The 22,232-nt window shown below is 42.3% G+C and carries 14 protein-coding genes; 4 read left to right on the top strand and 10 right to left on the bottom strand.

Features of this window, described 5'->3' with window-relative positions; translation table 11 throughout:
* Positions 1-189 precede the first annotated feature (189 nt).
* On the bottom strand, positions 190-1,191 hold the full coding sequence (locus DP116_RS08140; protein WP_169154710.1) for a phosphoribulokinase: 1,002 nt from the start codon (positions 1,189-1,191) through the stop codon (positions 190-192).
* A 556-nt stretch (positions 1,192-1,747) separates the two neighbouring features.
* Here DP116_RS08140 and cpcD/petH point away from each other — a divergent pair.
* The 4 genes from cpcD/petH to DP116_RS08120 all read left to right on the top strand — a co-directional run bounded on the left by cpcD/petH (position 1,748) and on the right by DP116_RS08120 (position 5,966).
* The gene (gene cpcD/petH, locus DP116_RS08135; RefSeq protein WP_169154709.1) at positions 1,748-3,037 is read left to right on the top strand and encodes a bifunctional rod-capping linker CpcD/ferredoxin--NADP reductase PetH; all 1,290 of its coding nucleotides are present in this window, start codon (positions 1,748-1,750) and stop codon (positions 3,035-3,037) included.
* A gap of 152 nt (positions 3,038-3,189) precedes the next feature.
* Entirely contained in the window at positions 3,190-4,476 is a 1,287-nt protein-coding gene (locus DP116_RS08130; RefSeq protein ID WP_169154708.1) for a homoserine dehydrogenase, read from the top strand.
* A gap of 107 nt (positions 4,477-4,583) precedes the next feature.
* The gene (locus DP116_RS08125) at positions 4,584-5,600 is read left to right on the top strand and encodes an S-layer homology domain-containing protein (protein ID WP_439330035.1); all 1,017 of its coding nucleotides are present in this window, start codon (positions 4,584-4,586) and stop codon (positions 5,598-5,600) included.
* A gap of 120 nt (positions 5,601-5,720) precedes the next feature.
* The gene (locus tag DP116_RS08120; protein ID WP_211173155.1) at positions 5,721-5,966 is read left to right on the top strand and encodes a hypothetical protein; all 246 of its coding nucleotides are present in this window, start codon (positions 5,721-5,723) and stop codon (positions 5,964-5,966) included.
* Here DP116_RS08120 and DP116_RS08115 read toward each other — a convergent pair.
* From DP116_RS08115 to DP116_RS08075, 9 genes are all read right to left on the bottom strand, one after another.
* Positions 5,963-6,412 (bottom strand): CAAD domain-containing protein, encoded by a 450-nt coding sequence (locus tag DP116_RS08115; protein WP_169154705.1) that lies wholly within the window; start codon positions 6,410-6,412, stop codon positions 5,963-5,965. The genes DP116_RS08120 and DP116_RS08115 overlap by 4 nt on opposite strands.
* An 872-nt stretch (positions 6,413-7,284) precedes the next feature.
* Positions 7,285-7,740: a pentapeptide repeat-containing protein gene (locus tag DP116_RS08110; protein ID WP_169154704.1), complete on the bottom strand. Its 456-nt coding sequence runs from the start codon at positions 7,738-7,740 to the stop codon at positions 7,285-7,287.
* A gap of 442 nt (positions 7,741-8,182) precedes the next feature.
* Positions 8,183-9,055 carry an S-methyl-5'-thioadenosine phosphorylase gene (locus DP116_RS08105; protein WP_169154703.1) on the bottom strand — a complete coding sequence of 291 codons (873 nt, stop codon included), beginning with the start codon at positions 9,053-9,055 and terminating at the stop codon, positions 8,183-8,185.
* A 103-nt stretch (positions 9,056-9,158) separates the two neighbouring features.
* Positions 9,159-10,619, bottom strand: a complete 1,461-nt coding sequence (locus tag DP116_RS08100; RefSeq protein WP_169154702.1) for a peptidoglycan-binding domain-containing protein — start codon at positions 10,617-10,619, stop codon at positions 9,159-9,161.
* A 427-nt stretch (positions 10,620-11,046) separates the two neighbouring features.
* Positions 11,047-13,071, bottom strand: coding sequence for an ATP-binding response regulator (locus DP116_RS08095; protein WP_169154701.1), 2,025 nt, complete (start codon positions 13,069-13,071; stop codon positions 11,047-11,049).
* A gap of 19 nt (positions 13,072-13,090) precedes the next feature.
* A complete protein-coding gene (locus DP116_RS08090; protein WP_169154700.1) occupies positions 13,091-19,267 on the bottom strand; it encodes a hybrid sensor histidine kinase/response regulator in 6,177 nt (2,058 codons plus the stop codon).
* A 93-nt stretch (positions 19,268-19,360) separates the two neighbouring features.
* Positions 19,361-20,005 (bottom strand): DUF5673 domain-containing protein, encoded by a 645-nt coding sequence (locus DP116_RS08085; RefSeq protein ID WP_169154699.1) that lies wholly within the window; start codon positions 20,003-20,005, stop codon positions 19,361-19,363.
* A 190-nt stretch (positions 20,006-20,195) separates the two neighbouring features.
* Positions 20,196-21,545 carry an FAD-dependent oxidoreductase gene (locus tag DP116_RS08080; protein ID WP_246275532.1) on the bottom strand — a complete coding sequence of 450 codons (1,350 nt, stop codon included), beginning with the start codon at positions 21,543-21,545 and terminating at the stop codon, positions 20,196-20,198.
* Between the two features lie 15 nt (positions 21,546-21,560).
* A complete protein-coding gene (locus tag DP116_RS08075; RefSeq protein WP_169154697.1) occupies positions 21,561-22,004 on the bottom strand; it encodes a secondary thiamine-phosphate synthase enzyme YjbQ in 444 nt (147 codons plus the stop codon).
* Positions 22,005-22,232 lie beyond the last annotated feature (228 nt).

Genomic DNA, 22,232 nt, shown 5'->3' with positions numbered 1-22,232 from the left:
AGTTATGTTACTTTTTCAAAAATATAACCTAAGACTGATTATTTTAAAGATAAAAAAAAGTTACTCTACTTGGTTACTGTTCTTTCCGGAAGAACAAACAGGGAACAGAAGACTAAGAAAACTATAAAAGAACGGGGGGGACGCCCGTGAGCACCCCCAACAGCCTAGACACAAAAACATCTACTTTAACTAAACTTTAGCTGCTAGTTTTGCTTCCTTAGATGTTAACCGCTCGTAAGCAGCACGCATTTTCAAACCTGTCAGCACTTGGAATAAACCAGTACCATTGTTGGAACCTGGGTACTCGCGGTGTTGCAGTAACAAGTGAGTCATCTCACCTTTGTACTTGGTAGATGTTTTGCTTAGATGTGTTTCTATATAAATGACCTCTTCGAGATTGTCAAATTGACCATCTACCTCTAACACAGAGACGTAACGACCGTAGTACACATCTGAGCCGTAGTACAGTTGCATACCAGGATAAGAACACGTCAGTTTACGTCCGCAGGGAGTCCACTGAATTGATGATCCTTCATCAAAGAGGTAGACTGGGTCAAAGCCTTCTTTTCCTTCCCGTTGGAGCATACGTACCCGCAGGACTTTGCGCTCTTTGTCGTCTTTGATTAAATTTGTAGGCAATACCTGGAGAACGACATCAGCAAATTCTCTTTGCGGTTCAATGTATTTTGTAAAATCAGGTTTACGCGAATTGATTTGAGCTAAAACATCTTCATAGCGGTGACCACGCTCTGCCATGTCTCGCTGGATTTTCCAAGCAATTTTGACCTCATCGCTGATGTCAAAATAGACACTGAAGTCAATGAGTTCGCGTACCCGCTCATCATATAAGGGATGTAACCCCTCAACCACGAGAATGTGATTTGGCTCTATTCTTTCTGGTGGGTCAATATTGCCGGTCTCGTGGTTGTAAATCGGCTTATCAATTGCTTGACCTTCTTTGAGCGCTTTGATTTGCTCATACATCAGGTCAAAATTGTTTGCTCTTGGGTCAAGTGCAGTTATTCCCGTTTCTTTACGCTGCTTACGGTCTAAAGAGTGATAGTCATCTAAGCAGATGACTGTCATTAACTCTTCACCGAATAAATCTATCAGGCGACGCAAAAAAGTAGACTTACCGCATCCGGAGTCTCCAGCTACTCCAATCAATACCACGCGTTCCGGCTTAGTCATAAATCTCCTCTAGATACTAAAGATGAGTCAATCACTTATTTTTCTTACAGCATTTTATAGCCAGGAGTTTACTCCAATGGCGTCAATATGCGTTTTCGCCCCCAGCACCGCCATAACGGACTAGACGGGTATACAAGACAGTGCCAGTAAATACCTATCTGAGTAGTCTGAATTTGTTGCTGGTAAGTATTTAATCCTAGTGTTATATTGGATTGTAACAGAAGGAAGTACTCCATACAAGCCTTGCTGGTATTTCCTTTCAAGAAGTTATCTCCCTCTATGGGTGGTGGTGCTTCCAAAAAAAAAGATTAAATTGATTCATTATTAACATTATCCAAAAGACTTATCCTTTACCTTAGAAGGTGAACAGGTGTGTGTGTTTGCCATTCGGTGCGTGTCTTTGGTGAGTGTGCCGAGCATCGCATTAGCTAGTGATGCCGATCGCCCAAAAAGCGTCAGTTTTGTCAAGCCAAAATCATGTAAACTAAAGCTGGCGCATAGTGCTGGGAAGGATTTTTCAATTAAAGGTTAAGTAGACATCGGAGTGGTAGAAGGAATGTACATTAAAGGTGCTGTTGAAGGTGCTGCCAACACAGAATCAGGTAGCCGTGTTTTTTTATATGAGGTGGTGGGTCTAGGTCAGAGCGAAGAAACTGATAAAACAAACTACCCAATTCGTAATAGTGGCAGTGTATTCATCAGAGTGCCTTACAACCGCATGAATCAGGAGACACGGCGGATCACTCGCCTAGGTGGCAAAATTGTTAGCATCCAGCCTTTGAATGCTTTAGAGCATCTCAATGGAAAAACCTCTACAGTAGATGCTAATAGTGAAGCCGAGACTGCTAGCAGTCAAGCAAATGGTAAAGCCACACCTGTAGCTGAGCAACAGCCCAAACAAAAGGACAAACAAGGCAACACCATGACTCAAGCAAAAGCGAAAAAAGAATCACATGCTGACGTTCCTGTCAACATTTACCGTCCGAACGCTCCCTTTGTTGGTAAGTGCATATCCAATGAAGCGTTAGTAAAAGAAGACGGTATTGGTATTGTTCAGCACCTCAAATTCGACATTTCCGCTGGTGATCTGCGCTATATAGAAGGTCAAAGTATCGGTATTATCCCACCTGGAGTGGATAAGAACGGCAAGCCAGAAAAAATCAGACTATACTCGATCGCCTCAACCCGTCATGGCGATGATGTGGATGACAAAACAGTCTCTCTGTGCGTCCGCCAGTTGGAGTACAAGCACCCAGAAAGCGGTGAAACAATCTACGGTGTCTGTTCTACACACCTGTGTTTCCTCAAACCAGGGGACGATGTGAAAATCACAGGTCCTGTGGGTAAAGAAATGTTGTTACCCAGCGACCCCGAAGCCAAAGTTATTATGATGGGAACAGGAACCGGTATCGCCCCCATGCGTGCCTACCTGTGGCGCATGTTCAAAGACAACGAAAGAGCTGCTAACCCAGAATACCAATTCAAGGGATTTGCGTGGTTGATATTTGGTGTACCTACAACTCCTAACATCCTCTACAAGGAAGAATTGGAAGAAATACAACAAAAGTATCCCGAGAATTTCCGCCTCACTTATGCCATCAGCCGGGAACAGAAAAACCCCGAAGGTGGCAGAATGTATATCCAAGACCGCGTCGCAGAACATGCAGATGAACTTTGGAATTTGATTAAAGATGAGAAAACCCACACATACATCTGTGGTTTACGGGGTATGGAAGATGGTATTGATGCGGCGCTGAGTGCAGCAGCTGCGAAAGAAGGTGTGACTTGGAGTAGTTACCAAAAAGACCTGAAAAAAGCTGGTCGCTGGCACGTAGAAACATACTAATTTAGTCATGAGTCATGAGTTATGACTCATTAGGCTTTTGACAAAAAGCTATAAACTAAATAAGAAAACTAATTGTAGGGTGGGCTTTGCTCACCCTACAATTGTTATTTTTTTGACAAAATAATCTAAAATCTAAAATTGGTGTAAGACTTGTGGGTGTAAAACTAGGAATATTGGGATTAGGCACTGTAGGAACGGGTACAGTGCAATTGTTACAAAATAGCGGTTTTCGTCACCCGTTGTTGCAAGAAGTAGAAATTTATCGTGTGGGAGTGCGATCGCTCGACAAACCCCGCGCAGTCACCCTACCACAAACGGTGTTAACAACAGACTTAGAAGCAATTGTCATCGACCCAGAGGTAGATATTGTCGTCGAGGTAATGGGGGGACTAGAACCAGCGCGATCGCTGATCCTCAAAGCCATTCAAAATGGCAAGCATGTGGTGACTGCTAACAAAGCCGCAATTTCCCGTTTTGGTGATGAAATCTTTAGCGCTGCTAATCAAGCAGGGGTCTACGTTATGCTGGAAGCCGCTGTGGGTGGTGGTATTCCAGTGATTCAACCTTTAAAGCAATCTTTAAGCGTCAACCGGATTCACACCATCACTGGCATTATTAATGGCACGACTAACTACATCCTCTCGCGGATGCAAACCGAAGGCAGCAACTTCAGTGATGTCTTAGCTGATGCCCAGCAATTAGGTTATGCTGAAGCTGACCCAACAGCTGATGTCGATGGCTTAGACGCCGCAGATAAAATCGCCATCCTCGCATCATTAGCCTTTGGTGGACGCATCAAATTGGAAGATGTTTACTGTGAGGGGATTCGGCAAGTCAGCAAGACAGATATTGCCTATGCCGAGAAATTAGGATTTGTGATCAAATTGCTTGCTATTGCCAAAAGAATTACCTCCTCTCCCCCCATCTCAATCAGAGTCCATCCGACTTTAGTCCCGAAAGCACACCCCCTAGCTAGTATTAACGGGGTGAATAACGCTATTCTTGTTGAAGGTGAACCCATAGGACAGGTGATGTTTTTTGGTCCTGGTGCGGGTGCCGGACCAACTGCTAGTGCTGTAACATCAGATATTTTGAACCTAGTAGCAGCACTTCAAACTAGTACAGCAGTACCAAATCCGCTGCTAACCTGCGCACATCAAGACTACTGCCAAATTGTGCCAATGGCAGAACTTATTACCCGATTTTATACTCGTTTTCTTACCAAAGATCAACCCGGAGTGATTGGCAAATTGGGAACTTGTTTTGGCAATCACGGAGTCAGCTTGGAGTCAATTGTCCAAACAGGTTTTCAGGGAGAACTTGCAGAAATTGTTGTTGTCACTCACGATGTTCGAGAAGGCGATTTTCGGCAAGCGTTAGCAGAAATTCGTACGTTTGCAGGAGTAGACAGTATTCCTAGCTTGCTGCGAGTACTCTGAGATAATAGTTATAAGAGTTTTAACAAATCCGTAACCTGAAAATTGTAACCTATTACCAATAACCTTAATGCTGCACCTTGTCCTTTAGTCACTAAAAGATGACAAATATGCGTCCTCCAGATTCGGAGTCATCTCCAAACAATACCCTTGGTTTTGATGAATTTATCGGTATTCTTGTTGCTTTTTTGACTATCGGGATGATTCTATTTTGGACATTATCCCGTAAGAATTCTAATTGGAATTTCACTGGGTTGATATCCCCCTCGCCGACTTCCTCAGCTTCTCCAATCATTCCTGTAATCCCTGAACAACAAGCAATTCCATTTATCCTTCCTGGCGTCAAACCAACAGTCACTCCATCCCCAACTGATAAACACACCTTCTTGGACGATCTGTTTCCTCAAACTTTGAATGTACCTCCAGACGAAGCGTGGTCAAAACCAGAACAGCCATCATTCACTCCTCCCACCACGAGTACACAACAATCTCGTGTCGTCACTCCTAGTGAAAAATTACCAACAATTCCCCCACCAATTGCTTTTACAGATGTACCTGCTGATTTTTGGGGACGGCGTTTCATTGATATTCTCTCTTCTCGTGGAATGATCAAAGGCTTTCCTGATTACTCTTTTAGACCTAACCAGCCTGTAAACCGTGCTGAATTTGCTGCTATTTTACAACAAGCCTTTGACAAAAGAGATGGTGGAAATTCAACAAATTTTAAAGATATACCACCAGAATTCTGGGCAATTCCAGCAATTAACCGATCAATTGCAACTGGATTTTTAAAAGGATATCCAGACCAAAGTTTCAAACCAGACCAAAAAATTCCGCGAGTACAAGTTTTAGTTGCTCTTGTCAGTGGGTTGGATCTCAAAGTACGTTCTTCCCCTGAAAAAGTTTTAAGCATCTATAAAGATGCCAAAGATATTCCTAAATACGCCATTGATAAGGTAGCAGCGGCTACAGAAAATCGTCTTGTGGTAAACAACCCGGAGCCACAAGTTTTGGCACCAAATCAAGAAGCTACCCGTGCTGAGGTTACAGCTATGGTTCATCAAGCTTTGGTGCGAATGGGAAGATTGCAACCAATTGAATCTCAGAGCATTGTGACAGCACCTTGATAAGTTTTGCAATACAAGTGCTGAACCAAAATTTACTGACTACACAGACTCATAAACCAAAAGCCTGCTTACGCAGGCTTTGCTTTGTCAACCTCAGACTTCCATCTGAAGACGCTGATTTTGCAAGACAATAGTCTATTGATTTCCTATTTTCCCTGCGGAAAAGACTATGCCATAGACACGGCTGCGCCATTTCCTGAACCCGCAGCCGTGCGCTTTGCGCTGATGGGCATACTGAGAGCAAAGGGTATGCCAGTTCCTTTTGTCAACAAACCCTCGTGCAGAACTGGATTCACCCAGTCATCAAATGCCTTCAGGCAGACAATTCAAAACCAACGATATGCAATTTCCTTAGCAGGTCTTTAGCTTTCTGGAATTTGCTTGCCAACAACTTGTGATTTGAGAGTTGTAATTTCATCAGTTAACTCTTGCCGAGTTGAGGCTTTGAGGAGATAGCGGTAAATAAACCATGTAGAGTAACCAATGCCAATTAATTCAAAGGTAGGTGATACCAAAGGAATGTCATTCAAAGCATCCAATATCGCCAAAACTACCTTCACAGCGACAATTGCTGCCACAATTAAACCAATGCTAACCAGGGGCTGTTTGTATCTATTAAAGAAGTTTCCCAGATATTCAGGCAGTGTCGCTAAAAAGCCAGAAACTTGTTCTCCGTATTTTAGCCATTGATCTTGAGACTGCACGGTTGGCTGGAGTTTCGTTATGCTTCCTGTTTGGTTGTTGATATTTGCCATCGTTGCTTCTGGAGACTTAGTTTCCACAATTTCCGGTTCTTGCATTTCGGCTTCCATAATTTTCAGACTTCACTTACTTTAATCCGGACAGTTACAACCAAAAGGTTGTTGACTAGACCATGCACCGGTGCACTAGCACTACTGACTTTGGGGTACAACGAGGTTCTAGTTACCTATAACCATAATTGCGCTTCCATGATTGGTTCATCAACTACAAGGTAGAAAACCACTAACAGGGCAGTAGCTATTACCTAGATAGCATGACTTAGAGGTAGCATTCCAAGTCAATTTTTTTATGGACTACACTCTCAAATGTAGTGTTATCCCAAGGTGTGTAAGTTGCTAATCATGGTACTCGTCTAAGTACAAATCATGCAAAAATCAGTGCACCTTTCATTTATACAAGTCTAAATGCCGATTTTACCCTATATTTAGCCTATCTTAAGCTCTTATCTTTGAGGAGGACATTTTACAAGATTTATACTTATTGACATTATCACCACCATTAGTTTAGGGTTTTGGTGGAAATTCTAAAAAGTTGCGTCTTACGGTCTTACAGCGATTTGATAAAACATGTTTCTTTCGGCATGTTTCTTTCGGGGTTTCTTTCGGGAAGTAGGTTTAGCTCAGATGAGTGCACCCTCCGGGTTCGCCCTTCGGGTTCGCAGTCGCCTACGGAGGGAGACCCTCCTGCAGCGCTGTCTCACCAGTCGCTCATGGGGGAAACCACGCCAGACGCTTCAAGTCGGGAGACCCGAACGCCAGATACCAAGTGAGGGAAACCCTCATCAAGTACTGGCTCCCCAACGCGCTGGCTCACCATTCTCAACAAGAGGCTGAGCCTTTGTGTTCTCGTTACCAGGCTGAGGCTAGTAACGAGCGTTGGGAACCCTATTCTCTACTTCCCACAATCGATCCTATGGTAAGCTCTATTTCCAATCAGGAATTTCTGCGTCTTCACCACCGATACCTATACCTGTATTAGATATTTCGGCGTTGGTAATATTGAGGTCATTCATCGATGCCCCATACACATTAGAGTCGTGAATCGTAGCACGAGTGAAATTCACTCTATTAAGATTGGCTTTCTTGAAATCAACATTCGTCGCTAAAGCTGACGTCATGTTAGCGCCTGCTAAATTAGCACCTGTCAGATCAGCACCTTCAAGATTCGCCTTTGTCAAGTTTGCCCCTTTGAGATTCGCATCTCTCAAGTCAGCACCAATTAAGTGTGCACCACTGAGGTTTGCCTTCGATAGATCACACCCTGCACATTCCCCAGTAGAAAGTAGCTTCTTTACGTGCTGCGGATTCGCTGCATTCACTGAACTAGCTAAGACTAGGGGAGCTACTAAGGTTAAAAGTGCGATAAGCTTGGATTTCATAATATTTTCCCCTTTCTGATACAAGTTGCTTCCGTTTTCTCCTCACAGTTATATTATCCCCTATATCTCGGGAATATAACTTAGCTGTGATACACGTCAGCTTTATTTTGTGATGGCAGACAGGTTTTTTTGATAACTGTAGATGATTGGTAACTGATGCACTTTGTTCTACCTTCACTGAAAAAATAGTAACACCTGGTTTCAATGGAAAATTCTGCCATTAGGCATTAACCGATATCTGCTATGAGACGTAAATTGACGAAAAGGTTGCTTAGAAAAGCTTTCTGGAGCTAACGGTATTTGCGGATAATACACACTATGAGAGTATCCGTTAAAACAGGAATCCTGATGAACAATCAGACACTATAGATGAGCGCTGGGCAAAAGCGCAGCATGCCACAGGCATACGCGCAGTTTTGCTGTTTATCTCATACTCTCGTTTCTAGATATACTTTTTTAACAACAACGCCAACTTCTCTTTAGTTGCTACGGGTGCCTTATCTAGGTTTGTCAAAATCGCAAACTTTAGCGCTGAATGTGCATCACTTGAGGGTGGATTTTCGCTCAAACGCCGCACTGTTTCTTGAATCACTTTTTGAGCGTTGACTGCATTTCGCTGTAAATTAGCAATGACCATGTCCACTGTCACGCTATCGTGATCTGGATGCCAACAATCGTAATCAGTCACCAAAGCTAGAGTAGCATAGGCAATCTCGGCTTCCCGTGCTAACTTCGCCTCAGGCAAATTGGTCATCCCAATTACCTTTGCACCCCAACTGCGATAAAGATTTGATTCCGCTTTTGTCGAAAATGCTGGTCCCTCCATACATACATAGGTACCACCACGATGTACAGTGATATCTGGTAAGTTGAGTTTGGCGATCGCCTCTGCAACAACTCCAGCCAAATTTTTACAAATCGGATCACCAAAAGCGATATGAGCAACAATTCCCTCACCGAAAAACGTTGAAACCCGATTTTTCGTTCTATCAATAAATTGATCGGGAACCACCATATCCAGTGGTTTGACTTCTTCTTTCAAAGAACCTACGGCGGAAGCAGAAATAAGATACTCCACACCCAGTTGCTTCATTGCATAAATATTGGCGCGAAATGGCAACTCGGAAGGCAATAGCGTGTGATTGCGACCATGACGCGCTAAAAAAGCAACTCGTGTATCCTCTAAAGTTCCTAGGATCAAAGCATCGGATGGTGCTCCAAAAGGTGTCTGGACTTGCACCTCTTCGATATTTTTCAGGGCATCCATTTTGTATAAACCACTGCCACCAATAATTCCAATACGAGTTTCTGCCATGATTTTTAGATTTCGAGAAGAAGTGAGGAATCAAGTTACAGAATCAAGATATCAGAGTTATGAGTCATAACTTTGATATCTTTGAAATCATCGCCCAAAACTATTAAAAGTATTCTACTCGTGCATCTAACCCACGTGAGCGTAACCACTTAGACAAATCTTCCGCTTGCGAGCGTTCTCTAAATTGTCCAGCATTAACATAGGGACCGAGTCTAGATTCAGCGCGGAAAGCTTCTGGTATATATTGACGCACTTCATTTAAAGTCTCGTTCCTAGAAATCGGGATGATGACAACATAGCGATTCTCTTTAGTAGTATTCAATTCTGTAGAGTTGTTCCCGTTGTTGGTCAACCCCAATGCTTGCCAAGTTTGAAAATTGACAGATCCTGTCGTTTCTAATCCAGAGTATCGCTGAAATTGAATCACAGCATCTCTAGTTGCTGGACCATAAAAACCAAAAGTGTCACCCCTAAAAAATCCCAAATTCTGCAAACGCTGTTGTACGACTGTCACTCGCTGACTTCTCTCACCTTGACAAATATCTCCAGTAGCTGTTGAACAACCATAACTTTGTACAACAGAACTTTGTACAACAGAACTTTGTCCATAACTTTGTCCATAACTTTGTCCAGAATTTTGTACAACAGAACTTTGTTCAGAATTTTGTCCATAACTTTGCTCTCTCAAAGCAATCGTTATTGCTCCCAAGGTTTGTGAGTCAGCAATACCACTGGGTACTATTCGATTATCTTGCTGAAAACGTGCTACAGCTTCCTGGGTTGTTGGACCAAAATAGTCAGTTGGATTCACTCTAAAGTAGCCCAACTGCTGTAAATCCTGTTGTAATTCTCTGACCTGAGGACTTGAGTCACCCAAATTCAAAGCATTGGGTAAGCTATCTCCACCGACACCAACTGTCGGATTATTTCTGCTAAGAACAATACGTATTGCTTCTTCTGTTCTCGCACCGACAACACCATCAGGACGAATTCCACGTGCTTGCTGGAATTTGATGACTGCTTGCTGAGTTTCTGAACCAAAGTTACCTGTTATCGGACCATTAAAGTAACCTAAACGCCCTAAATCCTGTTGTAATCTAGTGACGGCTTGACCGCTGCTACCTGGTTGCAGACCACTACTGACACTTCCACCAGGTCTTCTACTTTGACATTGAGATTGCAGCAATTGTTGAGTTCTTGCACCCACGACCCCATCAGTTGGTAGTCTATTTGCCTGTTGGAATCGAATCACCGCATTTTGAGTTAAGGAAGCAAACTTACCTGTCACCGGACCATTGTAATAGCCTAAATTGCTCAAACACCTTTGGATATTTGAGATTTGAGGTCCACTACTTCCTACTTTCTGGAGTGCTAGCGCACGCTCAGCTATACTCAAGAGTGCCAAAGTTAGTGCTACAGATAGAAGATGTATCGCTGCACTACTAGACACTTTTCTCCAATTCAACTCAGCAAAAAGATTAAGATTAAACGGGACTTGAGTATGCTCATTTCTTGTTGATGCCTCGTTTGCTGATGCAAGCTGAAGATAACCAATTCTTTCCATTGTAGTTATTTCGGTTTGTTATCTTAGATGATTCCACGCTTTGTGAATTTTATTTCACACAGTGTTCGTGAGTTGTTTGTATATGCAATTGTTGACACAATGCCGTGACACGTAATTCCTGACAACTTGTTTTGTAATAATTAAAATTTCATTTTTACCGTAAAATTACGGTAGTCGTGCAAAACTTTTGCTGCTTACACCCATTCAGAAAGAAAACCATTATAAGGCTCTTTACTAAGGTTTTATACAGCAAGCAATCTGCCCCCTGATTGAACTTCATTGCACAAAGTGATTTATACGAAGAATATACCAGAAATATGCCAGTTTCTTAAGTAAGCAGGTTCATTCGTGAAATTATTCTTAGGTGCAAAGTTCTGTGTTCTGTGTTCTTCTCAACTTAAATAAGATGTCAGGTGAACATACTTTCCTAAAAATGATCGTTATTTGGGGTACTTTCAGGGTAATAAATGATAGATTTTGTTCTCACTCTGTCCCATGTTTCCCAATTTTTTGCACTCTTAGTGTTTCTCACATCCTGAAAAAGAACACTGTGTAAAGTTTGCAATAATTCCTTTGTCGTATAGGGCTTAGAAAGAAATGCTTTGACTCGTGCCTGCTCCATCAGTTTGTCGCCGGCTACCAAACCGCTGACACCAATAATCAAGACATGCGGATTCATTTTTTGCAAGGCGCGAATGGTTAGTGCACCGTCCATCGACGGCATCATCATATCCACTAACACCACGCTAATGTCATCTTTGTACTGAGCATACAGCGCGAGCGCCTCTATTCCATCGCTGGCTGTCAAGACTTGGTAATTGTAACTTTCTAACGAGATTTTGGTAGTTTCTAAAATTGGGGATTCGTCATCCACAACTAGAACCAATTCTCGGTTGCCTTTTGGCAATTCGAGGTTTTCTGCCACCGGTGTTGCTGTTACTTCTACTGCTGGCAAGAACACTTTAAATTCAGTTCCTCTGCCAACGTTGCTGGATACGTTCACAAAACCACCGTGGCTTGTGATGATACCCCTGACGGTTGAAAGACCTAGCCCTGTACCTTTGCCAAACTCTTTAGTGGTGAAAAACGGCTCGAATATTCTATCCACGATTTTTGGCGACATACCGATTCCCGTATCGGCAACACTTATCATAATGTAGGAACCGACACTTGCCTCAAGATTCATGCGGGCATAGTGTTCGTCAATGAACACATTTTCGGCAGAAATCTTCAAAGTCCCGCCATCGGGCATGGCATCGCGAGCGTTAACAACTAGGTTCATGAGCACCTGGTGCAGGTGTGTCGCATCGCCAACGATCGCCCAAAGGTCTGACTTTATATTCGTGGAAAATTCAATAGATTTGGGAAATGTTTCTTGAACAATCTGCTCTATTTCTGAGAACAGGTGGTTCACTTGCACAATCGTGCGCTTTTTGCCTTCGACTCCGCGTGCAAACTGTAGCACTTGCTTGACCAAAGCTGCTCCGCGTTTAGTGTTAGTTTCTATTGTGGTAAACATTTGCTGACTCCGCTCATCAATATTTGGAAGTTTTAGCTGCAACAGTTGCGCTGCTGTCAGAATTGGAGTCAGAATATTGTTCAGGTCATGGGCAATGCCGCCTGCAAGTGTGCCAATGCTTTCCAGTCGCTGGGCACGAAGAAACTGCGCTTCGAGTTGTTTTTTCTCTGTAATGTCGGTGTTGACTGTAAGAATCGATTTCGGTTGCCCATCTTGCTCGCCCATCAAAGTCCACCGGCTAGCAACAATAATTTCCTTGCCTTCTTTGGTCACTTGATGTAACTCACCCTGCCATGAGCCACTAAGAGCCAAACTTTCCTGGAGGTTTTGGAGTTGAGATTGAGTTTCCACTGGGTACAAAAGCTGATTGACATTCTTACCAATTGCTTCTATTGCCTTCCATCCGTATAAATGTTCAGCCCCTTTGTTCCAAAAACGGATTTGGTTGTCCAAATCTTTAACAAGAATGGCATCTGTGGTGATATCGAGCAAAGCAGCTTGTTCGCGGATTTGCTGATTTTGCTCTTGGAGTGTTTTAGTTAAGTTCCGCAGCCTCAGATGGAGTTCGATCCGGGCTAAAACTTCTTCGTGCTGGAGTGGTTTAGTGATGTAATCGACTGCACCAAGATTCAATCCTTTGACCTTATCCACTGTTTCGGAAAGTGCGGTCATGAAAATGATGGGAATATCTTTTGTTAATTCATTGGCTTTCAGACAACTGCAGGTTTCAAAACCGTCCATTCTTGGCATGAGTATGTCTAACAGGATGAGGTCGGGTGGGGCATATTCTGCTCTTGCAATCGCACTCTCACCATCTTCAGCAACCAAAACTGTAAATCCAGAGTCGGCTAAAAAATCGAACAACACTTCTAAATTAGTGGGAGTGTCATCGACAATTAAGATGACACCTTTTTGAGTAGGGTCAATATTCATAAAACCTCTTATGAATTTATTAAAATTTTGTGATAAACTCCAAGATTTGTTTCCCTTTAAAACCTTTAACTAGTTGACGTAAATGAGTAGCAAACGGTACCCATTGTTCATCCAACTCCTCTAGTTTGGCAGCTCGTTGTGCAATCCCTCTCAAGTCGCCCCTCATCGCCAAATCAAGCAAGACTGCAAGTTCTTCTGCTGGTGGGGCGACGACAAGTGAGTCTTGAGTCTGCGCAGGTGCAATGCTTTGCGCCTTGACTTGATTTTCGGGCTGCTCATAAATCCATTCCAACCCCAAATGCACTTGTAATTTTTCTAAAAGATCCGCTTTTTGGATCGGTTTGGGCAGAAAATCATCGCAACCAACTTCTCGACTTTGTTTTTGATCCCACTCAAAAACGCTAGCTGAGATAGCAATGACTATCACTTCCTTGAAGTCTGGTAACATCCTGAGGCGACGGGTGGCTTCAAAGCCGTCCATCACGCTCATGACTAAGTCCATCAAAATCACATCTGGTTTAAATTCACGCACTTTGTCAAGAGCGTCTAAACCATTTGTTGCTTCTGTGACTTCAAACCCCAATGGCTGTAGTAGATTCACTAAAACAGAGCGATTTGCCCATTTATCATCTACTACCAAAACTTTCCGTGTGGGTTCTATAAAACCAATGATATTGTCTTCATCGATGCTCTTAACATCACTTTGTTGGAAAACCTCAGGTAAATCCAAATCGAGCCAAAAAACGCTGCCTTTACCTAAAGTACTCTTCACCTTTAGTTCGCTACCCATCATCTGAACTAATTGACGGCTAATTGCCAATCCCAATCCTGTTCCTTCAGTCTTACGACTCTCGTCACCCACTTGTTGGAATGGCAAAAATATTTCTTCTAATTGCTCCTGTGCAATGCCAATACCTGTATCTTCTACTTGAAAACGAAGTTTCTCCTCCTGATAGCCCACTGTGAAAGTTATACTACCTTTTTCTGTAAATTTCACCGCATTGCTAAGTAAATTAATCAAAACCTGACGCAACCGTTTTTCATCTGCTCGAATCAGTCTTGGTAGGGGAGAAAGCGTTTTGTAAATTAACGAAATTCCCTTTTGCTCGGCACGGATGCGGCAAATTTCAACAATAGTCTCAATAAATTCCGGAAGATGAAATTCTTTTGGATAAAGTTCCATTTTCCGTGCTTCAATTTTGGAGAGGTCTAAAATATCGTTGATGAGTGTCAGTAGGTGTTCACCACACTGATGAATAACATCAATACCATTCTTTTGTTGAGCAGTTAAAGCTTTATCTTTCTTAAAGATTTGAGTGTAACCTAAAATACCATTGAGCGGGGTACGGAGTTCATGACTCATGTTAGCTAAGAATTCGCTCTTGGCACGGTTGGCGGTTTTGGCTGTTTCTTCTGCTCGCTGGCGTTCTTTGATTTCCTGTTGGAGTTGCAAATTTTTATCTTGTAACTCCAACGTTCGCTCTTCGACTTTCGCTGCCAATGTTCGATTATATTCCTCTAAATCATTGTAAAGACGTGCATTCTCAATCGAAATTGCTGCTTGAGAGGATAAAAGTTGTAAAACTTCCAATCGCTCTGGTGTAAATGCTCCAATTGTCAAGTTATTTTCTAAATAAAGAATGCCAATAAGTTTACCTTGATTGACAATTGGCGTACATAAAATAGATTTTGGTTTAGAATTAATAATATAGTTATCTGTTGCAAAGACTGGCTCAGAGCTAGCATCGTGCAGTACGACATGTCCTTGAGTGCTTCGCACATAATTAATGACAGATATTGGTAGCTGCTGACTAGTTTCTACAGGTGTTGAGCGCCGCACCGTTATCTCATCTTGCCCGACACTTCCTGAGGCTTCTATGAGTAACTGTCCTGCTTTTTCTAAAATTAAAAAAGCTGTTTCTGCTCCAGCATTTTCAATCACAATTCGCATCAATTTAGCCAGCAACTTGTCCAAAACAATTTCACCAGAAAGAGCAAGAGATGCTTTCATGACTGCAGCTAAATCCAGAAGGGGAGTACCTGTAGTCGTAGAGCTAATTGTCTGATTCATCTCTAGACCTTTGGTTTGTCGGTTCGGTGTCTGGGAGAAAATGTGAGGATATCTTGCTGCCAAATTTCTAACTTTTGCTGTTGCTCCCCAGCGAATATATCCATAGTAAGCATCTGTGAGATAGGTCTGAGCCACCTTTTCTCTACCACGCTCAAAATAAAACTTGGCTGCGAGTTCATTTGCGATCGCGTCTTCCTGGATATATCCCTGTTCTTTCGCTCCAGCAATGGCTCTGTCATAATATTCTGTTGCTTGCCAATATTGCCCTAATACCCGCGCTTTCTCTGCCTCTACCAAGTCATACTTATGCAGAAAATTCATTGGGGCATGGTCTGCCCATTTTCGCATCTTTTCCTGGTTCTTGATCACTCTACTCAAGAGATGTTCTTGTTGCGAGTGTGGTACTAATGGATAAATTGCTAGTTGTGCTAAAGAATCGTAAAAATGAAACACAGGCACAATCAAGAATCCTTTTACCCCATCTAAATACTGTTCGGCTTGAACTGCATTTTCCAATGCTTGATCGTGCTCTCCAAATAAATAACAGAGTATCAGTTTGTTTGAATAGAAGTAGTGAAGTCCAGTTCTGTCATTTGCTTCTTTAAGCAGTGGTAAAGATTTCTCCTCGTTGTAGGCTTCACCCAATAAACAGCACGGTTTTTCAAAAGGTTCTAGCAAATTAAGAATTGACTGCTGAAATATTTGATTCCAACTCAAAGCATTCTCTTGCTTGAGTTGAGCAAGAACATTACTGGTTGCTGCCATTTCTCGTTCAACTTTTGCCAGTTCTTGACCGATGAGATATGAATAGTAACATTTTTGCATAGCGGCATAGCCACCATATTCAAAATGTCCGTTCTCCAATCCACTAGAGTATGAATCCTGCAAAAGTAGCAACGTTTCTTTGGCATGAACTTTTCCATGAAACGCAGATGAACCTGCCACGAAAAAGACACTTGTCTTGAGTTCTACAGCATTGAATTTTTCTACAAGACTTAAAGCCAACTTACCAAATTGATAAGCCGACTCAATATCCTGAAATAAACCGTTTATCATGATGCTGTAAAGAACATAACTATAAGCTGAGAAGGGTGAATTTCCATGTTTGATTGACAAATTCAGCTGTTCGCACGCAATTAACGGCAACAAGGCAGGTCCAGCTTGATAAGTCGGAGAACCTAGGCATGCTAACATCCGTACAGCTGCTAGCTTATCGACCTCCGTCATTAATGGTAGGTTAATCAGGTCTTCGATATTTCTCCCGCTCAAATTTCTTGCTGTTTGAGTCAGTGTTTCCTCGATATCCGAGGCGCTAGGCGACTCTGGGAAGCTTACCCCCAGTAGTTCCAATGCTTGTAACCCAATCTTGATCGCTTCGAGTTGTTTGACTTGCGCCATGCAGGCTTGGATTTTTACCTCATAAACTTTCATTTTGTCAATAGGGGTTTTTGCCTGCTGCAAGACAACTGTTGCCCATTTCTCCATCTGCTCAAAATCGCCATTCAGGTACGCTGTTTCTACCCCTGACTCATAAAGTGCCAATGTTAGCTCATACTGATTCTGCCAACTATTTACTGCTAATAATTCCAAACCCACCTTTAGATAGCGCATAGCAGATTCATACGCCGCCGCTGCTTTCGCTTTCTGACCTGCTATAAGATTAAGTTCAGCCAGCTCATATTTTTCTGACTCTAAGGTGAGTAAATCGGTACCATAATTTAGTTGGTTGACCAAAGCAAAGATATTTTCTTTTCGTTCTTCCGGCGTAATATTTTGTAGTAATAATTGACCAATTTTGAGATGAGTTTCTTTTTTTTGCGAATCTGGAATGAGAGCATAAGCTGCTTGCTGTACTCGGTCATGTAGAAACTTGTAGGCAATTGTCAGTTCTTCTACGGTACGGGAAGTCGCTTGCTCCTCTAAGTCATTTGTTAGTTGTTCATTTTGCTGACTACTAATAACTAAAGGAATTTTGTAAGATTGGTCTAAGGGTAAAACTAGACCCGTCTGCAAAGATTCCCACAAATCTGCTGCTGTTTCAGACAAAGATTTTTGATTAACAATACCCAGAACATCTAAGGTAAATTTATCTCCAATACAGGCAGCTAACTTTAAGATATTCTGTGTGTTTACTGATAGCTTATGAATCTGATTAATCATCAATTCAACGACATTATCAGTGATATCAATGTCTTTTAGTAGCTTAATATCCCACTGCCAACCCCCCTCTGTCCCACGCCAGTCGCCACAACTCTCTTGACCAGAGCAAGGCGCTGGCTCCCCTTGGTAAGGGAGGGGGGTGAAATTAAAAGACAACAGATTGTCATTATATAAAGATTTGAGTAACTGAGTTAAGAAGAAAGGATTTCCCTGAGTTTTGTTAAACACTAACTCAGCCAGCGACATTGTCTTTGTCGTGTCACAGCGAAAGGTATCACTGATTAATTGATTGACATGAGTGATCTGCAAAGGCTGGAGTACAATATTGTTAACAACTGCACCTTTTTGTTGAATTTCTTCTAGAGTCAACATCAACGGATGAGTTGCACTAACTTCGTTATCCCGATACGCTCCAATCAGTAGCAAATATTGACTATTTGGATCACAAGCAAGCAACTGAATCAACTTCAAGGAAGCTAAATCTGCCCACTGTAAGTCATCCAAGAAGAGAACCAATGGGTGTTCGAGTTTGGTAAATACATGAATGAATTGTTGAAACAACCGATTAAATCGGTTTTGGGATTCAGTTGGCCCTAATTGAGGAACATCTGGCTGAACACCAACAATTCTTTCAACTTCGGGAATAACATCAGTAATCACTTGACCGTTAGAACCGAAGGCTTCTAAAAGTTTTGCTTTCCAAACGGCTATCTTGTCAGCACTTTCTGTTAGTAACTGCCTGATTAATTCCTGAAATGCCTGAATCAAGGAAGCATAAGGAATATTTCGCTTAAATTGGTCAAACTTACCAGAAATAAAGTAACCCCGTTGGCGGACGATGGGTTTATGAATTTCATTGACTAAGGAAGACTTGCCAATACCTGAGTAACCACTGACTAACATCATTTCTACCCCCCTATGTCCCACGCCAGTCGCCACAACGGGGGGAACCCCCGCAAGGCGCTGGCTCCCCTTGGTAAGAAGGGATTCAGGGGGGTTTGCCACTCGCTCAAAGGCATCCATTAGGGTAGCGACTTCTTTTTCGCGACCATAAAGTTTTTGGGGAATGATAAATTGACTATATAAATCAAGTTGACCGACAACGAAATCTTCTACTTTTCCAGTCGCTTGCAGTTTTCTTAGACACTCTTCTAAGTCCGCTTTTAATCCCAAAGCATTTTGATATCTTTCTTCAGCAGTTTTTGCCAACAATTTCATGACAATATCAGAAACCGCTTGCGGAATCTCTGGATTGAGTTCTTTTGGTGACACTGCTGTTCTAGCAATATGACAATGAACCAATTCCAAAGGGTCAGCAGCTTGAAAAGGTAACTGTCCTGTAAGCATTTCATAGAAGGTGACACCTAAGGAGTAGAAATCACTTCGGTAGTCAATTAAGCGATTCATCCTCCCAGTTTGTTCTGGTGACATATAGGCAAGGGTGCCTTCTAGCAAATTGGGATTATTGGCTGTTTGATTCTCACTTGATAAACGCGATGAAATGCTAAAGTCTATAATTTCAACTTGACCTGTTTTCGCGTTTATCAGGATATTATGGGGTTTAATATCTTTATGAATAATATTGTTTTGATGTAGCTGAGCCAGTGTTGAAGATAATTGAATTGCAATTTGCAAACAATTGCTTAAATTTAAGCTGAAATTGAACTTTTGAGCATTAATTAAATTTTTCAGGGGTTCTCCCCCAAAATCTGACAAGATGAGCGCCAGACCATTTTGATAGCTTTCTAAAGCTAACGGTTTAATAATTCCTTCTATCTCTAAAGCTTGGAGTATTTTATATTCATGTCTTAATCGGGTAAGCTGTTCTATAGTGGGATACTCAGCTTTAAGAGTTTTGATAATCACCGAGGTTTGCTCTGTTTCCCTCAAAGCACGATAAACACACGTAGTGGCACCGTCATAAATGACCTCGATGAGGTTGTAACCGCTAATGGTGATACTCATGATTGTCTTCTCGCGCTTGTGAGATTCTTACCCAGTAAACTGCTGTCTTTGCATCTATCTTAAGTTATATTTCTGTTGTTCTCAGGAATATCATTAATTGTTTACATGTTCAGCCAGAATCTGCTCCACTGTATCTCGATGTGCTGATGGAATCCGCAAACTCCACAATCCTGTTGATAGGAGAAGTGGTGGTTGTTTGAACTCAATCGTCATAATGTTAGGTTTGTCTGGGTTCCACCTGTAGGATGTCAGCTTCTCCCACTTCACTACTGAAAGCATATAGCAGATGCCGTTTTCTCGAAACTCCAGTCTACTCAATCCCGTTGAGAGGAAATAGATGGCTAACGACCAAAGGAAAACCGGTCGCGCTAGAACTTCCACCAGATTGCTGTCACTCTCAAGCCCTGTTGAGATTTTATTAATCGCCGACCAAGTGTAGAAGACTGCGAACAGTCCTTCCAATACACCAGCCCAAAGCATTAATTTGCTTCGTGAAAACCCTCCTACATCAAGTAGTAAAGCACCAGCCTTTCTCTTTCGCCAGTTCCAGCTTAGGAGCCATAAAACCACAAAAGCTGCAAATAGAAAATTAATGCTTATCGATCCATATTTGCCGAGTGAATTAAGCCCGAAGCCAACGAAGAAAGCAAGCAGTATCAACAAAGCAGTTCGACCCAAACGCCTTTGAGCGGCTTGATGCCCGATTGTGCGGTAGGAAATTGCGTATCCAATTGCCATAGCGGGCAGAATAACAATCAATAATAATATTAACCCTGCAGAAAAGGACTTAAGCATCATCATCTCCCTGCATCTACAAAAGCTATTTGTAGAATGCGTTAAGTTCTAATCTAGATGTAGGAGCCAATTTTGTTAGGATATGCAGTCTCTATCCTGCTTGCTCACTGCGTGAGATTCTTGCCAAAAACGCTCAATTGAGCTTGAACAATTGCTTGAGGACTGGAATAACTATTCTCGGTTGAAACAGTGTCGCAGGCGGTTTGACCATATGCATCACTTCCAGTAGTGCTAAGCGTACATCAGCATGATTTGTCGTCAACTGCACAACTCTATCCATGTATCGGTGCATGAGTTGGGTAAGCAGACTGGGTGGTTTACCCTCGGTTCCTCGATAACGATAGTCCTCACTTGTTGCTAATAGCCAGGGTACGGCATTGATTTTAGCGAGTTTTTTCTGGAAGCGCCTTGCTAGACCTGTAAAATCGCCGTTAGGTTGGTATTGCCGTTGCTGATGCAGACACTCATCCAAAGTCGAAGCACCCAAAACTGCAATTGTCATCCCTTGTCCATAGACAGGATTAAAAGCACAGGCTGCATCACCTAAAACCAAGAACCCTTCGAGATAACGGGGTAGTCGTTCGTAGTGACGCCAGCGATTTTCAGTGCCACGATAACTGTAGATTTGAGAGAGTGGTTCTGCATTTTTGATTGCGTTATAAATTGAAGAGCAAGGCATACTACGAACAAATTCTAATAAGCCAGCTTCATCAGTAGGTGGATAATCGCTATCGCCTCCGTAAACCGTTAGTATCCAACGATTTTCTTCCAATGGCATAAATGCAGCAGCGCGTGTGCGTGTTGGAGGTGCTGCTTGCAAACACACTACTTTCCAATCACTCTGAAAATCAGTGGGGAGTCGGTAAAGGCGACTGGTGTAACCTAAAAAGGCATTGAGTACGGTTTCCTGTGGGGGTTGATAACCCAAAGCTTTCAGCCATTGAGGACTTTTGGAGCTGCGTCCACTTGCATCAACGACCAAATCGGCATGCAACTGCTCTTCTTCAGAGGTTCTTGAACGAAGGGATACACCAGCTACACAAGTTCCATCAGTATTGGATAGAAGTCCCATAACATCACACCCTTCCACAAAGCGGATGTTGTTGATGGTAGCTAGGCGGCGACGAATAATCCAATCTAGTAAATCGCGACTGAATCCCAGCATAGAAACATTGGAGGGAAAGCGAACTCCCCATCCAGCAGGGGTTAGCCACATCATATCTGCTGTCACGTCTATGAGATGAGCACCAGCAGCAATCATTTCCTCGCCAAGTCCAGGGAAAAATCGTTCAAGTATGAGCTGACCTTGCTGCAATAGTACATGAAGGTGGCGAGACTGAGGAATTCCCTTGCGCGCAATTGCGCCACAAGGAAATTGGTCTCGTTCTATAAGCGTGACTTGTTCAAAGCGATCGCTCAAAATACGAGCGACTACCAACCCAGCCATACTACCACCGATGACAATTGCATGATTGTTTGTCATTTTCGTTCTCATTACTTACGACTCCCCAGAGATTTGACAAAAGACAGTCCTCTTGCGTGGTCCATCTAACTCAAAAAATAAAACAGATTGATAAGTTCCCAAAGCTAATTTTCCATCCACAATCGGAATCACTTCACTCGTACTTAAAGTCATTGCCATTAAGTGAGAATGGGCATTCATTGGTTCATCTACAGGGATATTTTTTCTTAAGTGTAAATCATTATGTAAGTAGCGGTCTGATTCTGGTGCTAATTTTTGCAAATACACTTTAACATCTTCTAACAATCTTTCTTCATATTCGTTAATAGCTAATGCCGTGGTAGTGTGGCGAGAAAAAATCAAAGCTTGACCATTCTTAATAGAGGTTGATTCTATCAATTCTTGAATCGGTGACGTAATATTATGTATATTGATGCCTTGTTTGGTTTCGACTTCTATTAAATGATTAACAATTGGCATACCGTCAATTTTGTGTTTTTAATTTTGTAAGTTACAGAATGGAAATTTTCCACCAAAGACAAGGATGGTGGATAAGTCTGATTTTTTTACTGATTTATAGTTTAAAGGTAGTGTGTCGCACTGCGTTAACTTACCTCTTGCACTTAGGAAAATAAATGTCAAATTTCTTACATATTATTGGACTGCGTTTTCGTCCGCCTAGGACTGTAAGTCCCAGGCTCATAGGCT

This window comes from Brasilonema bromeliae SPC951, from assembly GCF_012912135.1.
Taxonomy (GTDB): Bacteria; Cyanobacteriota; Cyanobacteriia; order Cyanobacteriales; family Nostocaceae; genus Brasilonema; species Brasilonema bromeliae.
This window is presented reverse-complemented; position numbering and strand designations above follow the sequence as displayed.

What these genes read in the sequence shown, in the direction of transcription:
- DP116_RS08075 (WP_169154697.1), bottom strand. Translation starts at nt 22,004, where the DNA reads ATGCCAATTGTTAATCATTTAATAGAAGTCGAAACCAAACAAGGCATC.
- DP116_RS08125 (WP_439330035.1), top strand. Translation starts at nt 4,584, where the DNA reads ATGCGTCCTCCAGATTCGGAGTCATCTCCAAACAATACCCTTGGTTTT.
- cpcD/petH (WP_169154709.1), top strand. Translation starts at nt 1,748, where the DNA reads ATGTACATTAAAGGTGCTGTTGAAGGTGCTGCCAACACAGAATCAGGT.
- DP116_RS08100 (WP_169154702.1), bottom strand. Translation starts at nt 10,619, where the DNA reads ATGGAAAGAATTGGTTATCTTCAGCTTGCATCAGCAAACGAGGCATCA.
- DP116_RS08090 (WP_169154700.1), bottom strand. Translation starts at nt 19,267, where the DNA reads ATGAGTATCACCATTAGCGGTTACAACCTCATCGAGGTCATTTATGAC.
- DP116_RS08085 (WP_169154699.1), bottom strand. Translation starts at nt 20,005, where the DNA reads ATGGCAATTGGATACGCAATTTCCTACCGCACAATCGGGCATCAAGCC.
- DP116_RS08115 (WP_169154705.1), bottom strand. Translation starts at nt 6,412, where the DNA reads ATGGAAGCCGAAATGCAAGAACCGGAAATTGTGGAAACTAAGTCTCCA.
- DP116_RS08140 (WP_169154710.1), bottom strand. Translation starts at nt 1,191, where the DNA reads ATGACTAAGCCGGAACGCGTGGTATTGATTGGAGTAGCTGGAGACTCC.
- DP116_RS08110 (WP_169154704.1), bottom strand. Translation starts at nt 7,740, where the DNA reads ATGAAATCCAAGCTTATCGCACTTTTAACCTTAGTAGCTCCCCTAGTC.
- DP116_RS08095 (WP_169154701.1), bottom strand. Translation starts at nt 13,071, where the DNA reads ATGAATATTGACCCTACTCAAAAAGGTGTCATCTTAATTGTCGATGAC.
- DP116_RS08105 (WP_169154703.1), bottom strand. Translation starts at nt 9,055, where the DNA reads ATGGCAGAAACTCGTATTGGAATTATTGGTGGCAGTGGTTTATACAAA.
- DP116_RS08080 (WP_246275532.1), bottom strand. Translation starts at nt 21,545, where the DNA reads ATGACAAACAATCATGCAATTGTCATCGGTGGTAGTATGGCTGGGTTG.